Consider the following 15,772-nt stretch of genomic DNA (forward strand, 5'->3'; position numbering starts at 1 on the left):
CTTTACAGTCCGGCGACCCAGTTGCGCAGCAACGCGTAGCCGGCGTCGCCCGACTTCTCGGGGTGGAACTGGGCGGCGCTGAGCGGGCCGAGCTCGACGGCGGCCGCGAAGGGCTGGTCGTGGCTCGCCGTGGTCACCTTCGCGTCGGCCAAGGCGTCAAGATCATTGGCCGCGTACGAGTGGACGAAGTAGAACCTGGCGTCGGCGGGCAGGCCGTCGAACAGCCGCGACCCCGAAGCCACGTCGACCGTGTTCCAGCCCATGTGCGGGATGCGCTCGGCTGACAGCTTGTTGACCACGCCGGGCAGCAGGCCGAGGCCCTTGGTCTCGACACCGTGCTCGACGCCGGCGTCGAACAGGATCTGCATGCCCACGCAGATGCCGATCACCGGGCGCCCGGCCGCGACCCGCGCCGCGATCATCGGGCCGGCCTCGATCGCCTCGATGCCGGCCATGCACGCCGCGTACGCGCCGACGCCCGGAACGACCAGGCCGTCGGCCTCGGCCGCGACGGACAGGTCGCTCGTCACGGTGACGGTCACACCGGTACGGGCCACCGCCCGTTCGGCCGAGCGCAGATTTCCCGACCCGTAGTCGAGCACGACGACGTTCGTCATCAGACCGACCACAGGATGCCGCCGGCCGTGGCCAGGGCGGCGAGCACCCCGACGAGGCCGATGCTGAACTTCGTGGCGCCCGACTTCACCAGCTGGATCACGCCGCCGACCAGGAAACCGGCGAGGATGAACAGCGCGATGGCCATCAGAGCACGCCCTTGGTCGAGGGCAGCTGACCGGCGTTGCGGGGGTCGATCTCGACGGCCTCGCGCAGTGCCCGGGAGAACGCCTTGAACTGCGTCTCGACGACGTGGTGGGCGTCCGGCTTGCCGCCGTCGCGGGCCGCGCGGAGCACGCTGACGTGCAGCGTGAGCCGGGCCGCGTGGCCGAACGACTCGAAGATGTGCCGGGTCATGCTGGTCGGGTAGACCGGGCCGATGTACGGCGCCAGCTCGGGCTCGTCGTGCACGATGTACGGCCGGCCGGAAAGGTCGACCGCGGCCCGCACCAGCACCTCGTCCATCGGGATGGTGGCCGAGCCGTAGCGCCGGATGCCCGCCTTGTCGCCCAGCGCCCGTGAGAAGGCGTCACCGAGCGCGATGGCCGTGTCCTCCATCGTGTGGTGGGCGTCGATCTCGAGGTCGCCCTCGGTGCGGACGGTCAGGTCGAAGCCGCCGTGCCGGGCGAGCTGGTTGAGCATGTGGTCGTAGAAGCCGACGCCCGTGCTCAGGTCGCCCTTGCCGGTGCCGTCGAGGTCGATCTCGACGAGCACCTTGGTCTCGTTGGTGACGCGCTCCACCCTCGCGGTGCGACTCATGGCAGTGCCTCCAGGCTGAGCTTGTTCAAGAACGTGTCGGTCTCAGCGGGCGTGCCTGCGGTCACGCGCAGCCAGCCGGGCAGGCCGACGTCGCGGATCAGCACACCGCGGTCGAGCAACCGCTGCCAAGCGACTTTCTGATCCCCGCCCACCTCGAACAGCACGAAGTTGGCGTCGCTGTCGGCCACCTTCGTCCCCCGCGAGCGGAGCGTGGTGACGATGCGGTCACGCTGCTGCTTGATCACCTCGACGGTGGCCAGCAGAGCGTCACGCTGGGACAGGGCGGCGCGGGCGGCGGCCTGGGTGAGCGCGGACAGGTGGTAGGGCAACCGGACCAACTGCACGGCGTCGACCACGGCCGGGTCGGCGGCCAGGTAGCCCAGCCGGCCGCCGGCGAATCCGAACGCCTTGCTCATCGTGCGGCTGACCACGAGGCGCGGGTGGCCGGGCAGCAGGGCGAGCGCGCTCGGCGTGCCGGGACGGGCGAATTCGGCGTACGCCTCGTCGACCACCACCAGCCCCCGGGCGGCCTCGAGCACGGCCGTGACCACCTCGGGGTCGAGCGCCGTGCCGGTCGGGTTGTTCGGCGAGCACAGGAAGATCAGGTCGGGGTCGTGCTCGTCGATCTGCGCGAGCGCCGCGGCCGGGGTGAGGCCGAAGTCGGGGTCACGCAGCGCGCCGATCCAGCTGGTGCCGGTGCCCTGGGCCAGCAGCGGGTGCATCGAGTACGACGGTCCGAAGCCCAGCGCCGTGCGGCCCGGCCCGGCGAACGCCTGCAACAACTGCTGCTGGACCTCGTTCGACCCGTTCGCGGCCCACGTGTTGGCGCTGGTCAGGCCGTGACCGAGATAGTCGGCCAGGTCGGCCCGCAGCGCCACCGCGTCCCGGTCGGGGTAGCGGTTGAGGTCGCGCAGCTCGGCCTGCACGGCCTTGGCGATCGCGTCGACCACCACGTCGGGCAGCGGATAGGAGTTCTCGTTCGTGTTGAGCCGCACGGCCACGTCGAGCTGCGGAGCGCCGTACGGCGTCTGGCCCCGCAGATCGTCGCGGATGGGCAGGTCGTCGATGGTGGTCACTGCTCGCCGCCGGGGAAACGAGCCCGCACCGCGTCGCCGTGTGCCGGCAGGTCTTCCGCGTTGGCCAGCGCGACGACGTGACCGGCGACGTCGCGCAGGGCGGCCTCGTCGTACTCGATCACGTGGACGCCGCGCAGGAACGACTGCACCGACAGGCCGGACGAGTGGCGTGCGCAGCCGCCGGTGGGCAGCACGTGGTTGGAGCCGGCCGCGTAGTCGCCCAGCGACACCGGCGACCACGCACCCACGAAGATCGCCCCGGCGTTGCGCACCCGCAGCGCCCACTCGCGGGCGTCGCGGGTCTGGATCTCGAGGTGTTCGGCCGCGTACGCGTCGACGACCCGCAGCCCCTGCTCGAGGTCGTCGACCAGCACGACGCCGGACTGCTCGCCGGCCAGCGCGGTCTGCACCCGGGCCGCGTGCTTGGTGCTCGCCACCTGCCGCAGCACCTCGGCGTCGACCGCCTCGGCCAGCGCGGGCGAGTCGGTGACCAGCACGCTCGCGGCCAGCGGGTCGTGCTCGGCCTGGCTGATCAGATCGGCTGCGACGTGTCGCGGGTCGGCGGTGTCGTCGGCCAGGATCGCGATCTCGGTCGGGCCGGCCTCGGCGTCGATGCCGACCGTGCCGCGCAGCATGCGCTTGGCCGCGGTCACCCAGATGTTGCCCGGGCCGGTGATGATGTCGACCGGCTCGCAACGGTCACCGTCGCCGGCCCCGTCGGCGCCGTAGCCGAGCATGGCGATGGCCTGGGCGCCGCCGACCGCGTAGACCTCGTCGACGCCGAGCAGCGCGCACGCGGCCAGGACGCGGGCGTCGGGCAGGCCGCCGTTCTCTTTCTGCGGCGGGCTCGCCACGACCAGCGCCTCGACGCCGGCCACCTGAGCCGGCACCACGTTCATGACCACGGTGGACGGATAGACGGCCAGGCCCCCGGGGACGTACAGGCCGACGCGGCGCACCGGGATCCAGCGCTCGGTGACCGTGCCGCCCGGCACCACCTTGGTGGTGACGTCCGTGCGGCGCTGGTCGGCGTGCACCTTGCGGGCCCGCTCGATCACCACCTCGAGGGCGGCGCGCACGTCGGGCTCGAGGGTCTCGGCCGCGGCGGCGATGGCCGCCGCGGGCACCCGCAGCCGATCGAGGGTGACGCCGTCGAACCGCTGGGTCGCCTCGCGGATCGCGGAGAAGCCGTGCTCATGGACCGCCTCGACGACCGGGCGGATCTGCTCGACGGCCGCGGAGACGTCGAGCTGGGCACGGGGCAGCAGGCCTCGCAGGTCCCGGTGGGAGCCGCGCAGGTCGATCCGGTTCAGCACGCTGCCAAGTTTAGGCGGAAGGCTCGGCAGAACCGCGTCCGCCGTGGGCGGGACCAGGTCGTGGGATCTCGATCACTCTCACGCGACCGCCGCGCGGCCGCCGCGGGTGGGACGGGTTGACCATGGTGGGGCGACCGATAGGCTGAACCCGTGAGCAATCGGCTGCCGGTGTTCCCGCTGGGTACGGTGCTCTTCCCCGGCCTGGTGCTGCCCCTGCACATCTTCGAGGAGCGTTACCGCACGCTCGTTCGTGAGCTGGTGGCCAGCCCCGAAGACGGGCCGCACGAGTTCGGCGTGGTGACGCTGCGCCGCGGGGCCGAGGCCCCGGCCCCCGACGGCGCCGACGAGCCCACGCCGGAAAACCCGCCGATCGAGGTCGACGACCTCTACCCGACCGGCTGCACGGCAGAATTGCGCCAGGTCACCGAGCTTCCCGACGGCCGCTACGACATCATGACCGTCGGCCGGCGGCGGTTCACGGTCAAGGACGTGCGCCAGGGCGAGGAGCCCTACCTGACGGCCGACGTCGAATGGCTGCCCGACGAGTCGGCCGACGAACTGGCCGAGCTGCTGGCGCCGCGGGCGCTGGCCGCCTTCCGGGCCTATCTCGAGCTGCTGCGCCCCGACTCCGAGGGCCTCGACGCGGTGCCCGGCGACGCGACCGTGCTCTCCCACCTGATCGCGGCCACCGCCCAGCTCACCACCGACGAGCGCCAGCTGCTGCTCTCCGCCCCCGACACGGCGACCCGGCTGCGCACCGAGCTCAAGCTGCTCAACCGCGAGTCCGGTCTGCTGGCGAAGGTGCGCGCCGTCCCGGTGCCGCTCAGCGACCTGGCCCGCCCGGCCAGCCCGAACTAACCGCGCGGGTCGCCCGGCTGGTATTCGCGCGGGTCGCCCGGCGGCGGGTAACCCTCGGTGTGGTCGCTGTTGGGGCCGTAGCCCGGCTTGGCGCCCGGCTGGTCGAGGTCGGGGTCGTTGGACCAGCCGGCCATCAGCGTCAGCGCGATGGCCGCGGCGAACGCCGGCACCAGCATCGGCCCGAGCGAGTGCACCTCGGGCGGCGCCGCGTAGGTCGCGCCCTGCTGGGCCGTCTCGATCCACTGCTGATAGTCGGACCGGCCCGCCAGCTCGCCCACCCAGGGCGCCACCAGCCAGCCCGCACCGAGTGTGCCCAGCACGACGCTGAGCAGCAGAAAAGGCCCTCGGTCGCGGTGCAGCAGCAACCACGCGCCGATCGCCACGAGCAGGCCGAAGCCCAGCCCGAGCAGCGTGAACCAGCCGTCGGCGGCAATGTATTCCTCGGGCGACGGGTCGTTGACGACCACGCCCGCCTGGCCCGCGTCGATCACCGGCACGGACGGGGCAAGCCAGCGCCAGAGCAGGCCCAGCGGGCCGCCCAGGGCGAGGATCACCAGCAGGCAGGAGACCGTGACGACGAGCGTGCGCTTCCACGGCCGCGGCGACGACCCACGCAGGTCGACCGGGCGGCCGAAGAAAGTGCGGGCGGGTCCGGACGGGTGGGCCAGCTCGTACCCGTGCGGCGGGGCCTCGTAGTCGAAGGCCGGGCGCTCGCCCGGCGGCGCCGGTTCCTGACTCGCGTTCACCCTACGATCCTGCCAGGTGCCGCCCACCTGCGTCCCGCGTGCCCGGTCACGTGCTCAGGCCACCGCGGACGGGCCGAGGATCATCTTGAGGTCGGCTCGCAGGGCCGGCGTCGGCGCGACCCGTACCGCGCCCAGCCGCAGAATCGTCGTGCGACTTCCGTTCTGCAGGTGGACGTGCACTTCGGCCTCGCCCGGATGGCTCTTCAGGATGTCCTTCAGCTCGGACACCAGCGGCGGCGTGCAGCGGGTGATCGGCATGGTGAGCGTGACCGGCTTGCTGTCGGGGTTGTGGCTGACATCGGGCAGCGACATGTCCATGGCCATGATGCGCGGGGTGTCGTCGCGCCGGTCGACCCGGCCCTTGACCACGACGATCGCGTCCTCGGCGATGAACTGGCCGATCACCTCGTAGGTGTTGGGGAAGAACAACGCCTCGACGCCACCGGCCAGGTCTTCGAGCGTGGCCGAGGCCCACGCGCGGCCCTGCTTGGTGATGCGCCGCTGCACGCCGGTGAGGATGCCGGCCAGCGTGACGACCTGGCCGTCGGGAACCGAGCCCTCCTCGTTGAGCGCGGCGATCGTCGTGTCGGCCGAGTTCTGCAGCAGTTGCTCGAGGCCGGCCAGCGGGTGGTCGCTGACGTAGAGGCCGAGCATCTCGCGCTCGAAGGCGAGCTTGTCGCGCTTGTCCCACTCGGAGTCGCCGATCACGGGCATGGCCACCGTGGCCGAGCTGCCGCCGTCGGTGTCGCCGAAGGCGCCGAACAGATCGAACTGGCCGGCCGCCTCGTTGCGCTTCACATCGGCGTACGCGTCGATGGCCTCGGCGTGCACCGCGAGCAGCCCCTTGCGGCTGTGCCCCATCGAGTCGAACGCGCCCGCCTTGATCAGCGATTCAATGGTCTTCTTGTTGCAGACGACCGCGTCCACCTTGGAAAGGAAGTCGTAGAAGTCCTGGTATTTACCCTTTTCCTCGCGGCAGCGGGCGATCGCCTCGACCACGTTGTGACCGACGTTGCGCACCGCGGCCAGGCCGAAGCGGATGTCCTTGCCGACCGGGGTGAACGGGCCGGCGGACTCGTTGACGTCGGGCGGCAGGACCTGGATGCCCATGCGCCGGCACTCGGCCAGGTACATGGCCATCTTGTCTTTGTCGTCGCCGACGCTGGTGAGCAGACCACCCATGTATTCGGCCGGGTAGTGCGCCTTCAGGTAGGCCGTCCAGTAGGAGACCAGCCCGTACGCCGCGGAGTGGGCCTTGTTGAACGCGTAGCCGGCGAACGGGACCAGAACGTCCCACACCGCCTGGATCGCCTCGTCGGAGTAGCCGTGCTCGCGGCAGCCGTCGCGGAACGGGATGAACTCCTTGTCGAGGATCTCCTTCTTCTTCTTACCCATCGCGCGGCGCAGCAGGTCGGCCTGGCCGAGGCTGTAGCCGGCGAGGATCTGCGCGGCGCGCTGCACCTGTTCCTGATAGACGATCAGGCCGTACGTCGGTTCGAGGATCTCGCGCAGCGGCTCCTCGAGCTCGGGGTGGATCGGGGTGATCTCCTGGAGCTTGTTCTTCCGGAGCGCGTAGTTGGTGTGCGACTCGACGCCCATCGGGCCCGGTCGGTAGAGCGCCAGGACGGCCGAGATGTCCTCGAAGTTGTCGGGCTTCATCAGCCGCAGCAGCGACCGCATGGGTCCGCCGTCGAGCTGGAACACGCCCAGCGTGTCGCCGCGGGCCAGCAGCTCGTAGGCCGCCTGGTCGTCGAGCGGCAACGCCAGCAGGTCGAGGTCCATGGCGTGGTTGAGCTTGATGTTCTTGACCGCGTCGTCGAGGATCGTCAAGTTGCGCAGGCCCAGGAAGTCCATCTTGAGCAGGCCCAGCGTCTCGCACGTGGGGTAGTCGAACTGCGTGATGATCACGCCATCGGCCGGCCGGCGCATCAGCGGGATGTGGTCGATGATCGGCTCGGCCGACATGATCACGCCGGCCGCGTGGACACCGGTCTGCCGGATCAGGCCCTCGATGCCGCGCGCGGTGTCGATCACCTTCTTGACGTCGGGGTCGGTCTCGTACAGCGTGCGGACCTCGCCGGCCTCGCTGTAGCGCTTGTGCTCCTTGTCGAAGATGCCGGAGAGCGGGATGCCCTTGCCCATCACGTCGGGCGGCAGGGCCTTGGTGATCCGGTCGCCGACCGCGAACGGGTAGCCGAGCACGCGGGCGGAGTCCTTGATCGCGGCCTTCGCCTTGATCGTGCCGAACGTGGCGATCTGGGCGACCTTGTCGTCACCCCAGCGCTCGGTGACGTAGCGGATGACCTCGCCCCGCCGGCGCTCGTCGAAGTCGATGTCGACGTCGGGCATCGAGATGCGCTCGGGGTTGAGGAACCGCTCGAAGATCAGGCCGTGCGGCAGCGGGTCGAGGTCGGTGATGCCCATCGCGTACGCGATCAGGGAGCCCGCGGCCGAGCCACGCCCGGGGCCGACGGCGATGCCGTTGCGCTTGGACCACTGGATGAAGTCGGCGACCACGAGGAAGTAGGCCGGGAAACCCATCGAGATGATCACGCCGAGCTCGTACTCGGCCTGCTTCATGTGCAACTCGGGGATGCCGCCGGGGAAGCGCCGCTTGAGGCCCTCGAACGCCTCGTGGCGGAAGTACTCCTCTTCGGTGTAGCCGTCGGGGATGGGGAACCGGGGCATCAGGTTCTTGAAGGTGAACATGCCCTCGGTGTCGACCCGCTCGGCCACCAGCAGCGTCGTGCGGCAGCCCTCCTGCCAGGCGTCGGACGAGTCGACCGCGCGCATCTGGTCGGCCGACTTGACGAAGTAGCCGTTGCCGTCGAAGCGGAAGCGGTTGGGGTCGGCCACGTTGCTGCCGGTCTGCACGCACAGCAGCACGTCGTGCGCCGCCGCCTGGGCCTCGTAGACGTAGTGGGAATCGTTGGTGACCAGCGGCTTGATGCCGAGCTTGCGGCCGATCTCGAGCAGGCCGTCGCGCACCCGGCTCTCGATCGACAGGCCATGGTCCATGATCTCGAGGAAGTAGTTGTCCTTCCCGAGAGCCTCCTGGTACATCGCGGCGGACTTCAGGGCCTCGTCGAACTGGCCGAGCCGCAGCCGGGTCTGCACCGTGCCCGAGGGGCAGCCGGTCGTGCCCATGATGCCCTCGGCGTGTTCCGCGATGATGTCGAAATCCATGCGCGGGTACTTGCCGAGCTGGCCCTCGATCGAGCCGCGCGAGTTGAGGCGGAAGAGGTTCTTCAGGCCGACGGCGTTGCGGGCCCACATGGTCATGTGGGTGTAGGCGCCGTTGCCCGAGACGTCGTCGCCCTTCTGCTCGGGGCGGCCCCACTTGATGCGGCTCTTGGTGAGGCGGGACTCGGGCGCCACGTACGCCTCGACGCCGATCACCGGCGTGATGCCGGCCGCCTTGGCCTGGGTGTAGAAGTCGTACGCCCCGTGCATGTTGCCGTGGTCGGTGATCGCCGCCGCGGGCATGCCCAGGCGCGAGGCCTCGGCCAGCAGCTCCTTGACGCGGGCCGCACCGTCGAGCATCGAATACTCGGTGTGCACGTGTAGATGCACGAACGAGTCAGACACCCGGGGCCCCCTTTACCTTCTTGCCCTTGCGGTGCGGCGAAGCCGCCTCCGCCGGCACAGCTGGACCCGAGCGACTCTAGCCGGAGCCCCCGACGAGATTCGAGGGCTACACGCGTGTCATTCGGCGAATGGCTCGATCATCACACTGGCCGCCTTGAGCCACGCCGTGCGCGTCTCCTGCTGGAGCTCGCCGTACTCGATCGACGAGCCGACCTCGAGGGCCTGGTCGTAGGGCACGACGGCGACCGCGCGGGTGCGCGTGGCGAAGTGCTTGGCGAAGTCGTCGAGCAGGGGCAGCGGGCCCGGCGAGGGGCACGAGATCAGCGTGACCGCGTTGGAGACCAGGTCGCCCATGCCGCTGTCGTCGAGCACGTCGAGCATCCAGTCGGCGGTGAACGCGGCGTCCTCGCGGGGCACGGTGGTGATCACGAGCTGGTCGGCCTGGCGCATGACGGTCTGCCAGTTGACGCTCTCGACGTTGTTGCCGGTGTCGACGCAGATCACGTCGTGGGTGCGGCGCAGCAGGTCCATCACGCGGCGCACGGTGGCCTGGTCGAGCCGGGCCGCGAAGCGCGGGTTCTCCTCGCCGGCGAGCACGTCGTACGAGCCGTCGGAGGCGTGCCGCAGATAGCCGTCGAGCTCCTGCAGCATCGCGTCGCCGTGCAGGTTCTCGATCTGCGTCAGGTCGGCCAGCAGGTGCTTGATCGTGCGGGCGTGGCGGGCGCTGCCGGCCCGGAGGCCCAGCGTGCCCCGCAACTCGTTGTCGTCCCAGGCGAGCACGCCCCGGCCACGGACGCTGCCGATGGTGGCCGCGGCCAGCACCGTGGCGGTCGTCTTGTGCACGCCGCCCTTGGGGTTGGCGAAGGCCAGCACCCGCGGCTTGCCCAGCTTGCGGCGCATCGCCGACACGGCGCGCTCGAGCTGGTCGTCGGTGCGTCCCTGCCGCCACTCGATGCGGGCGGCGGCCGGCGAGGTGGGCTGCGGCGCCATCGGCGCGGGCGGCGGGGCGGCGGGCCGGGCCGGCGGGGCCGCCGGCATCGGCGGCGGCGCGACCGGCATGACCGGAGCCGCGGCCGATGCCCGGACCTGCGGGTACTCGCGACCCGGGGGCGGCGCCGCCGGGGGCCGGGCCCCGGGGTTGAAGAAGCTGTGCTGCTCGTCGGCCGGAGGTGCGGCCGCGGGAGCGGGGGCGGACGCGCGTCGCGGCGAAGGCGGCGCGTCGGCCGGGCGGCTCTGCCAGCGCGGGTCGAGCGGGTTGATCGGCCGCTGCGGCATCGGGCGCGGCTCAGGCTGCGGCGGCTCGGGCGGGCGCTGCTCGTAGCGGCCGGCGCCGTACTGGCCGCGGGTCTCGAGCGGGTTGACCGGGCGGCGCGTCGGCAACGGCTGGCCGTACTGCTGTTGCGGGGCCGGCGGCGTAGCCGCGGCCTCCCGCTCCTGCTCCTGCTGTTCTTCGGTCGGCCGGGAACCGTGCCGGGCGCGGTCGAGCAGCGCCCGCCAACGCGGGGCTGGTTCCGCAGGCCGGCCCCAGCCGGTCTCGGTCCCGTCCACGGGTCGTCCTCCCTGCGCTGCTTGACTGCCGGTGATCCACACCCCGGGCTCCTCGCCCCTGACAGGCTACGGAGCGAACCCCGATCGGGCCACTGCCCGTTCTCCCGAACCGGCCGGCGAGAGAACTAACGCCCGGATCCGGCTCGAGGTGCTGCTGAACTGCTGGTCGCATCGTGAGCAGGAATCGCATCCGAAGCAGAGGGTACGGCAGAGCGCTCCTCCGGTGCCGGGGTGGAAGGCGGCGTCGCGCGGACAGCGCCGATCGATGAGGCAGATGTCACAGGCGCCCCGGCCGACGACATTATCGGCGTGGATGGCCGCGGGGCAATGCCCTCGGACCCGGTTGGCACAGCGGGCGAGCGCGGCGGTTCGGCCGGAACTGTGCCGTTCTGCTCCGGCAGCGGCGGGCGGAACTCGGTGCGGTCCAGCTGACGCACCTCGGGAGCCGGGTCGACGGCCCGTACGCCGGGCCGGTCGGCCACCGCACGCAGGGCGGCCGGCGCCGCCCGGACCACAGCCGCGAAGACGCAGGAGCACCCCGAGCGGTAGGCCGCGGCCTCCGCCGCCGCAGTGCCGGCCGCCGCCGCGTACGCCCGCCGGGCCCGCCGCTGGTTCTCGTCGTCCCCGGTCAGGCGACGGGCCAGTTGCTCGTACTCGGCCTGCTCCCGATCGCGCTCGAGGGCCGTGTCGAGCATGCCGGTGAGCACGTCGGCCGGCAGCCGGTAGACCGGGATCCGCACGACCGGGGTGTGCGCCGTGGCCAGCGGCACCCGGGCGTACACCTGAGCCACCGCCGTGCCCGGGAACAGATCGGCCAGCAGCCCGGCGGCCACGTAGTGCTCCAGGCTCACCAGCGCCCACGTCTCGCCCGCGGAAGGCGCCGACGGGTTGGTCAGGGCGTCCAGCTCGTCGCGGGTCGCGTCGAGGTAGCCGGGCACCGGCTGACCCTGCACCACGCCGACCCGGACGACGTCGCCCGGATCAACGCCGGGCGCCGCCTCGGGCCGGCTCAGCCAGAGCGAGCCGAGCAGCAGCACACCGGCCGAGGCGACCGCGACGGCGGCGACCAGACGGGCCGAGGGGGCGCCGCGCAGCGGGTGCCCCCGTACTCGATGACCCGCGGGCCCCACCGGTGACAGTGCTCCCGGATCAGCTCGCGTCCTGCAGCACGCTCAGCGCGTACTTCAGGTCGTCCGGGTAGTCGCTGACAAAACGCACCTCGTCGTGGGTGCGCGGGTGCAGGAACGCCAGTTCGCGGGCGTGCAGCCACTGCCGGTTGAGCTTGAGCCGAGCCGCCAGCGTCGGGTCGGCGCCGTACTGCGTGTCGCCGGCGCAGGGGTGCCGCATGGCCGAGAAGTGCACCCGGATCTGGTGGGTCCGGCCGGTCTCGAGCTTCACGTCGACCAGGCTGGCCGAGCGGAACGCCTCGATCGTGTCGTAGTGGGTGACGCTCGGCTTGCCCGTCGACATCACCGCGAACCGGTAGTCGGCCGTCGGGTGGCGGTCGATCGGCGCGTCGATGGTGCCCCGCAGCGGGTCGAGGTGGCCCTGCACGACCGCGTGGTAGCGCTTGTCGACCTCGCGCTCCTTGAACGCCCGCTTGAGCATGCTGTAGGCCGTCTCACTCTTGGCCACGACCATGATGCCGGTGGTGCCGACGTCGAGGCGGTGGACGATCCCCTGCCGCTCGGCGGCGCCGCTGGTCGCGACGTTCTGCCCCATGGCGGCCAGGCCGCTCACGACGGTGGGGCCGGTCCAGCCCGGGCTGGGGTGCGCGGCCACGCCGACCGGCTTGTCGACCACCACGATGTCGTCGTCGCTGTAGATCACCTGGAGGCCGTGGACGGGCTCGGCCACCAGCACCGGCGCGCTCGCCGGCGAGGGCAGCGTGACCTCGAGCCAGGCGCCCGCGCTGACCTTGTCGGACTTGGGGCGCGGGATGCCGTCGACCAGCGCGTCGCCCGATTCGACGAGTGTCGCGGCGGCCGTGCGGGACAGCCCGAACAACCGCGATACGGCCTGGTCGAGCCGCATGCCGTCGAGCCCGTCGGGCACCGGCAGGGAGCGCTGGGAGCTCACTTCTGCTCGTCCTTCTTCTTCCGTACGGAGATCCGGGTGCCGTCCCGCTGCCGGCCGGTGAGCTCGAGCAGCACCGCGAGCACGACGCCCACGCTGAGGCAGCTGTCCGCGATGTTGAAGACGGCGAAGTATTCCGCGTACGGCCCGAAGAGGCTGATCATGTCGACCACGTGACCGTGCAGGAAGCCGGGGGCGCGGAACAGCCGGTCGATCAGGTTGCCCAGGGCGCCGCCGAGCACGAGGCCCAGCGCCAGCGCCCACGGCACCGAGCGCAGCCGGGTCGCCATGTAGGTGATCCAGCCGATCACGACCAGGGTGATCACCGGGAAGATCCATGTGTAGTCGCTGCCCAGGCTGAAGGCGGCCCCGCTGTTGCGCAGGAGCGACAGGTAGATCAGGCCACCGAGGATCCGGACGGGATTCCCCTCGTCCAGGTTCTCGGTGGAGAGCCACTTGACCCACTGGTCAAGGGCCACGGCGACCACTGCGGTGGCGCCGAGGACGGCCACGGCACGCCCGCTGAGCCGGGGTTTCGGCCCCTGCTCAGGCTCGTCCACGGTGGTCGCGCCCGTAGCCTCGTCGGCGTTCAGCGTCGTTCCTCCAGCTGCTTGCAGGACACACAGAGAGTCGCGGACGGGAACGCCGCCACTCGCTCGACCGGGATCGCGTTGCCGCACCGCTCGCACCAACCGTAGTTGCCCTCGCCGAGCCGGTCGATGGCGCGTTCCACCTGTGTGATGCGCTCCAGCAGATTGTTGGCCAGAGTGATCTCCTGCTCACGTTCGAGCGTCTTGGAGCCGGTGTCGGCCTGGTCGTCGCCGACCGAGTCGGCCACGCGGTCGCGCTGCAGCTCGGTGAGCTCGCTGATCGAGGTGTCGTACTCGGCCTGCAGCTCGTCGCGGCGCTCGACCAGCGCAACCCGGATCTTCTCGGTCTCGGCGGCGCTGCGGGTCCGCCGGCCCTCGCCCGTCGCGGTCGCCTTGGTGCCGGTTGCCTTGGTGCCGGTTGCCTTGGTGCCGGTTGCCTTGGCCATGGTCGCTCCCTCACCCGCCCGAGCGGCGATCAGCGTGCAGATTACGAGCCGAGGGCGCCGCTGAGGCCCCCCGGCCCTACCGTCGAAGTTGCCGGCCGGCCGGTCGCTCGGGCCGGGCAACGCCGTAGATCTTCCCCCACCGGCCCCACCGGCGCGGCCGAACCCGCGGCCACGCACTCCAGTGGGTGGCAAGGATACGGAACGTATACCGGACCGACAACAGCCCGTACCGGATCTTGCCCCGCAATTAACGCGAATCTCCCCGAAACCGTGGCTAGATACCGGTGGGATCCTCGTCGCCCTCCTCACCGAACCAGCGGGCCAGGCGGCCCCGGCGGCTGACCGCCCGCAGGCGGCGCTCGGCGACGTCGCGGACCGCGGCGGTGGCCACGATCAGCAGGGCGTCGCCGGTGCGCAGCCGCGTGTCGGGGACGGGCACGAAGCCGGCGCCGTCCCGCACGACCAGGGTGACCGACGCGCCCGACGGCAGGCGCAGCTCGTCGATGTGCACACCGGCCAACCGGGAGCCCTCGGCGATCTCCATCTGGAGCAGGTCGGCATTCATCCGCTCCAGCGGCGCGGTCTCGACGTGCACCTCGGCCGCCTCGCCGGGGGCGGTCACGCCCAGCATCCGCGCGGCCGGGCCGAGCGTGCTCGCCTGCACCAGCGTGAAGATGATGACCAGCACGAACACCGCGTCGAACAGGCCCTCCGCGCCGGGTGTGCCGGCCGAGAGCGGGATAGTGGCCAGCACGATCGGCACGGCGCCGCGCAGGCCCGCCCACGACAGGAAGGCGCTGCCCCGCCAGCCCACCCGGTTGCCGGGGCGGCGGGGGCCACGCAGGGGCCGGGCCAGCACCGCCGCGATCACCACCGACAGCGGCCGGGCCAGCAACACCAGGGCCACCCCGACGACCAGCGCGGGCACCAGCGCATCGGCCAGCCGGGCGGGCGAGCTGAGCAGGCCCAGCAGCACGAACAGGCCGATCTGGGCGACCCAGGCCAGGCCGTCGGCGAATCCGAGGATGGCCCGGCGGTGCGGGATCCGGCCGTTGCCGAGCACCACCCCCGCGACATAGACCGCGAGGAAGCCGGAGGCGTGAACAACGGCGCCACCGGCGTACGCCAGCACGGTGAGACCCACCGCCGCGATCGGGTAGAGACCGGCTGACGGCAGCGCGGCATTGCGCAGCAACCAGCGCCCCGCCGCCCCCACCGCGTAGCCGATCGCTGCTCCCGCCGCCAGCTCGTAAACGACGATCGACAGCTCGTACCACCACGGATGCATCTCCGACAGGTCCGCGCTGAGCAGCACGACCAGCAGCACCACGGGCGCGTCGTTCATGCCGGACTCGGCCTCGAGCGTGGCGACGAGACGGGGCGGCAGCCGCAGCCGGCGCAGGGTGGCGAAGACTGCGGCGGCGTCGGTCGACGACAGCACCGCGCCGTAGAGCAGGGCCAGCTGCCAGGGGAGATCGAGCAGCACGTGGACGACGAGACCGACCACCACGATGCTGACCGCCACCCCCACCGTGGCCAGCGAGCTGGCCAGGCCCAGCACCGGCCGCAGCGTGCTCCAGCGGGCGGTCAGCCCGCCCTCGGCAATGATCATGATGAGCGCGCAGAAGCCGAGCGTCCGGGTCAGCTCGGCGTCGTCGAAGCGGATGCCCAGCCCGGCCTCGCCGATGAGGATGCCGATGGCCAGGTAGACGAGCAGGCTCGGCAGCCCGACCCGGGTCGAGACCCGGACCGCGGCCACCGCCACCAGCAGGACCGCGGAACCGATGAGCAGCGCGTAGTCCAGCCCACCGGTCACGGCGTGGCCGTGCCGTCCCGCAGCGCGGTCAGGCGCCCGGCGACCCCGGCGGCGGGTGCGGCGACGATGAACACCTTGTCGCGGCTGGTGGCGCCGAGCCGCAGCTCCACGGCGGCCGGGCGCACTCCGAGAGCGCCGGCCAGCGCCCGCCGCACGGCCTCGGTCGCCTTGCCGTCCACGGCCGGCGCACCCACGGCGATGATCAGGGCGGGCCCGTGCGGCCCCTCGTAGCGTCCGCCGACGCGGTCACGTCCGGCGCCCGGCCGCACCCGGACGGGCACGGAGAGGGCAGTCTCGTCAGGCGGAGGCACGCGGCGCTTGACCATGCCTCATTGTGC

General features: G+C 71.8%; 15 protein-coding genes. 1 reads left to right on the forward strand and 14 read right to left on the reverse strand.

Going from position 1 to position 15,772, the window contains the following annotated elements; all coding sequences use genetic code 11:
• Window positions 1-2: 2 nt before the first annotated feature.
• From hisH to hisD, 5 genes are read right to left on the reverse strand one after another with little or no spacing between them, the layout of a single operon-like run.
• Window positions 3-617 carry an imidazole glycerol phosphate synthase subunit HisH gene (gene hisH / locus KXC43_RS12005; protein WP_221376093.1) on the reverse strand — a complete coding sequence of 205 codons (615 nt, stop codon included), beginning with the start codon at window positions 615-617 and terminating at the stop codon, window positions 3-5.
• Window positions 617-763, reverse strand: a complete 147-nt coding sequence (locus KXC43_RS12010) for a CG2302 family histidine operon protein (RefSeq protein ID WP_221376094.1) — start codon at window positions 761-763, stop codon at window positions 617-619. Before KXC43_RS12010 ends, hisH begins: the two co-directional genes overlap by 1 nt.
• Complete coding sequence (hisB, locus tag KXC43_RS12015) at window positions 763-1,374, reverse strand: imidazoleglycerol-phosphate dehydratase HisB (RefSeq protein ID WP_221376095.1); 612 nt, start codon at window positions 1,372-1,374, stop codon at window positions 763-765. The genes KXC43_RS12010 and hisB overlap by 1 nt, the downstream gene beginning before the upstream one ends.
• Complete coding sequence (locus KXC43_RS12020; protein ID WP_221376096.1) at window positions 1,371-2,450, reverse strand: histidinol-phosphate transaminase; 1,080 nt, start codon at window positions 2,448-2,450, stop codon at window positions 1,371-1,373. Before KXC43_RS12020 ends, hisB begins: the two co-directional genes overlap by 4 nt.
• Window positions 2,447-3,766 carry a histidinol dehydrogenase gene (hisD, locus tag KXC43_RS12025; RefSeq protein ID WP_221376097.1) on the reverse strand — a complete coding sequence of 440 codons (1,320 nt, stop codon included), beginning with the start codon at window positions 3,764-3,766 and terminating at the stop codon, window positions 2,447-2,449. Before hisD ends, KXC43_RS12020 begins: the two co-directional genes overlap by 4 nt.
• Window positions 3,767-3,916: 150 nt before the next feature.
• Here hisD and KXC43_RS12030 point away from each other — a divergent pair, with 150 nt between their 5' ends.
• Window positions 3,917-4,624 carry an LON peptidase substrate-binding domain-containing protein gene (locus KXC43_RS12030; RefSeq protein WP_221376098.1) on the forward strand — a complete coding sequence of 236 codons (708 nt, stop codon included), beginning with the start codon at window positions 3,917-3,919 and terminating at the stop codon, window positions 4,622-4,624.
• Here the strand turns inward: KXC43_RS12030 and KXC43_RS12035 are convergent.
• The 9 genes from KXC43_RS12035 to KXC43_RS12075 all read right to left on the reverse strand — a co-directional run bounded on the left by KXC43_RS12035 (window position 4,621) and on the right by KXC43_RS12075 (window position 15,760).
• Complete coding sequence (locus KXC43_RS12035; protein ID WP_221376099.1) at window positions 4,621-5,370, reverse strand: hypothetical protein; 750 nt, start codon at window positions 5,368-5,370, stop codon at window positions 4,621-4,623. The genes KXC43_RS12030 and KXC43_RS12035 overlap by 4 nt on opposite strands.
• 54 nt (window positions 5,371-5,424) lie before the next feature.
• On the reverse strand, window positions 5,425-8,958 hold the full coding sequence (dnaE, locus tag KXC43_RS12040; RefSeq protein ID WP_221376100.1) for a DNA polymerase III subunit alpha: 3,534 nt from the start codon (window positions 8,956-8,958) through the stop codon (window positions 5,425-5,427).
• Window positions 8,959-9,075: 117 nt separating this feature from the next.
• Window positions 9,076-10,506: a MinD/ParA family ATP-binding protein gene (locus KXC43_RS12045; protein ID WP_221376101.1), complete on the reverse strand. Its 1,431-nt coding sequence runs from the start codon at window positions 10,504-10,506 to the stop codon at window positions 9,076-9,078.
• A 125-nt stretch (window positions 10,507-10,631) separates the two neighbouring features.
• Window positions 10,632-11,636: a hypothetical protein gene (locus KXC43_RS12050; protein WP_221376102.1), complete on the reverse strand. Its 1,005-nt coding sequence runs from the start codon at window positions 11,634-11,636 to the stop codon at window positions 10,632-10,634.
• Window positions 11,637-11,655: 19 nt separating this feature from the next.
• A complete protein-coding gene (locus tag KXC43_RS12055; RefSeq protein WP_255643965.1) occupies window positions 11,656-12,540 on the reverse strand; it encodes an RluA family pseudouridine synthase in 885 nt (294 codons plus the stop codon).
• A gap of 41 nt (window positions 12,541-12,581) precedes the next feature.
• The gene (gene lspA / locus KXC43_RS12060) at window positions 12,582-13,199 is read right to left on the reverse strand and encodes a signal peptidase II (RefSeq protein WP_438870882.1); all 618 of its coding nucleotides are present in this window, start codon (window positions 13,197-13,199) and stop codon (window positions 12,582-12,584) included.
• Complete coding sequence (locus KXC43_RS12065; protein WP_221376105.1) at window positions 13,172-13,618, reverse strand: TraR/DksA family transcriptional regulator; 447 nt, start codon at window positions 13,616-13,618, stop codon at window positions 13,172-13,174. The genes lspA and KXC43_RS12065 overlap by 28 nt, the downstream gene beginning before the upstream one ends.
• A gap of 274 nt (window positions 13,619-13,892) precedes the next feature.
• A complete protein-coding gene (locus KXC43_RS12070) occupies window positions 13,893-15,434 on the reverse strand; it encodes a potassium/proton antiporter (RefSeq protein WP_221376106.1) in 1,542 nt (513 codons plus the stop codon).
• The gene (locus KXC43_RS12075) at window positions 15,431-15,760 is read right to left on the reverse strand and encodes a DUF167 domain-containing protein (RefSeq protein ID WP_221376107.1); all 330 of its coding nucleotides are present in this window, start codon (window positions 15,758-15,760) and stop codon (window positions 15,431-15,433) included. Before KXC43_RS12075 ends, KXC43_RS12070 begins: the two co-directional genes overlap by 4 nt.
• Between the last annotated feature and the right edge of the window lie 12 nt (window positions 15,761-15,772).

It is taken from the genome of Paractinoplanes polyasparticus (assembly GCF_019710575.1).
Taxonomy (GTDB): Bacteria; Actinomycetota; Actinomycetes; order Mycobacteriales; family Micromonosporaceae; genus Actinoplanes; species Actinoplanes polyasparticus.